The 2,512-nt window shown below is 72.2% G+C and carries 4 protein-coding genes; all 4 read left to right on the top strand.

The window, feature by feature from the left end:
* Positions 1-548 (top strand): hypothetical protein (locus tag E3T40_RS16335; RefSeq protein ID WP_166786604.1); only part of this gene is annotated, 548 nt, incomplete at its 5' end.
* The gene (locus tag E3T40_RS08255) at positions 545-1,882 is read left to right on the top strand and encodes a FliI/YscN family ATPase (protein WP_369828378.1); all 1,338 of its coding nucleotides are present in this window, start codon (positions 545-547) and stop codon (positions 1,880-1,882) included. The genes E3T40_RS16335 and E3T40_RS08255, both read left to right, overlap by 4 nt.
* The gene (locus tag E3T40_RS08250) at positions 1,882-2,322 is read left to right on the top strand and encodes a flagellar export protein FliJ (protein WP_134543119.1); all 441 of its coding nucleotides are present in this window, start codon (positions 1,882-1,884) and stop codon (positions 2,320-2,322) included. Before E3T40_RS08255 ends, E3T40_RS08250 begins: the two co-directional genes overlap by 1 nt.
* On the top strand, positions 2,319-2,512 hold a 194-nt coding region (locus tag E3T40_RS08245), incomplete at its 3' end, for a hypothetical protein (RefSeq protein WP_370287900.1). The genes E3T40_RS08250 and E3T40_RS08245, both read left to right, overlap by 4 nt.

Below are 2,512 nucleotides of genomic sequence, written 5' to 3'. Positions count from 1 at the left end.
GCTACACCGCGGGACTCCGGGCGGCCGCCGCCGAGGTGGATGCCCGGATCGCGCGGCTCGACGCCGAGCAGGCCGCCGCCGGTGCCATCGGCCAGGCGCGGATCGACCGGGCGGTCGCGCTGCTGGGTGCCGCCGCCGCCGCGCTGCACGAGCGCACCGTTCCGGTGATCCAGGAGGCGGAGGACACCCTTGTCGCGACCGCGCTGGAACTGGCCGAAGCGATCCTCGGCTACTCACTCGGCGACGCCGACGCCTCGGCGCGGGCCGCACTGGGCCGCGCCCTCGCGACCGGAGCGACCGGAGTGACCGGTGCGACCGTCACCACCGGCGCACTCGGTACCATTCGCCCGCACTCCGTGCGGATGAACCCCGCCGACCTTGCTCTGATCGACCTGATCACCCGCGCGGATGCCGGCGTGGACTTCACGGCGGACGCCGACCTCGCCCGTGGCGACGCGATCGCCGAGTTCCCCGATGGATTCCTTGACGCCCGGATCGGCACCGCGCTTACCCGCGCGAAGGCCGCCCTCACCGGAGCCCGGTCGTGACCCTGGCGCAGGCCCCCGCCTGGCGTCCGCGCGCGGGAAAGATCCGCTCCGCCCTCGACGCCGCGCGGCCCCAGCGGGTGGGCGTCGTCTCTTCGATCGTCGGTCTCGGTCTGGAGGTGCGCGGGCTCAATTCCGCGATCGGCGATCTGGTCACGGTCGGCGACGGCGGGGAGATCGACGCCGAGGTGGTCGCCACGACGCAGGGCGGCATCCGGTGCATGCCGCTCGGCCGGATGACCGGTATTCGGATCGGCGCGCCCGTGCGCTCGGACGGAACCCCGCACCTCGTGCCCACCGGCGCCGGCCTGTTCGGGCGCGTCATCGACGGCCTCGGCCGGCCCATCGACGGCAAAGGCCCTCTCTCCGGTGCCCGGTTCGTCGGCCTCGATCACGACAGCCCCTCCGCGATGGCCCGCTCCCGCATCCAGACGCCGCTCCAGCTGGGTGTGCGCGTGCTCGACACCCTCACCACCGTCGGGAAGGGACAGCGGATGGGCCTGTTCGCCGGCTCCGGCGTCGGCAAGTCCTCGCTGCTTTCGATGATCGCCCGCGGCACCGACGCGGAGGTCTCGGTCATCGCCCTGGTGGGGGAGCGCGGCCGCGAGGTGCGCGAATTCCTTGAAGACGACCTCGGACCCGAGGGGCTCGCCCGTTCGATCGTGGTCGTGTCCACCTCCGACGAACCGGCCATGATGAGGCTGCGCGCCGCCTTCCTGGCCACCCGGATCGCCGAGTCGTTCCGTGACGACGGAGCCGACGTGATGCTGATGATGGATTCACTCACCCGGGTGGCGATGGCCCAGCGCGAGATCGGCCTCTCGGTCGGCGAACCCCCCGCCACCCGCGGTTATCCGCCCTCGACCTTCTCCCTGCTCGCCCGCCTACTCGAGCGGGCCGGCACCGACGAAACCGGGTCGATCACGGGCGTCTACACGGTGCTCGTCGACGGCGACGACCATAATGAACCGATTGCGGATGCCGCCCGCTCGATCCTCGACGGACACGTCGTACTCGACCGCAAACTGGCTGTCCTCGGCCATTTCCCCGCTGTCGACGCGCTCTCCTCGATCTCCCGCGTCGCCTCCCGGGTCAACAGCCCCGAGCAGAACCAGGTCGCCGGCCTGTTGCGCCGGGTGCTCGCCGCACGCCGCACCGCGCAGGACCTGCTCGACGTCGGCGCGTACCGGCGGGGCACGAACCCGCTTGTCGACGCCGCCGTCGACAACGAGGGCGCCATCAACGCGTTCCTCCAGCAGCGCATGGACGACCAGACCTCGGCCCCGCTCGCTTGGGACCAACTCACGACACTTACTCGAACGCTGGGGGCGCTCTGATGAAACGCACTTTCGCTTTGGCCGGGCTCCTCCTGCTACGGCACCTGCAGCAAGACCAGGCCGCCGGCGACCTGGCCCAGGCTAACGCCGTCGTTCAGGCGAACGCGGCTCGCCGGGCCGCGACCAGGGCCACCCTGCGGCACACGCCGAGTCTGGCCAGCGGGGCTGACACGCTGACGGCGATCGCCTCCGCCCGCGCCTCGGCGCACAGCATGTTGGCCGACATGGAGGCCCTCGGCCGCAACTACCAGGTTGCCGTCGGCGAGGCGCAGGTCGCCTTCGACGCGACCCGTGCCGATACGGTGCGGTTGGAGAAGCTCGAGGGCCGGCACGGAGCCCTGGTCGCGGCCGACGACCTGCACCGCGAACAGGCCATCCTCGACGAGATTGCGTCGACCGGCTGGCACCGCAACCGGGGCGCGGACGGTGACCCGCGATGACCATGATCGCGGCGATGAGCCGGGTCAGCGAGATCCAGGCGACACTCGTACAGCTCTCGGCCGGGGCGAACGCCCAGAAGGCGCAGGCCACTGCCGCAGCCGGCAGCGCCACCGCCGGTGCGGGCGCGAGCACCTCGGCGAACACCTTCGCCGACGCCCTCGCGACGGCGTCGGGCGCCGCCGCGGTCCG

Origin of the sequence: Cryobacterium sp. TMT1-19 (assembly GCF_004403055.1) — a bacterium.
GTDB lineage: Bacteria > Actinomycetota > Actinomycetes > Actinomycetales > Microbacteriaceae > Cryobacterium > Cryobacterium sandaracinum.
This window is presented reverse-complemented; position numbering and strand designations above follow the sequence as displayed.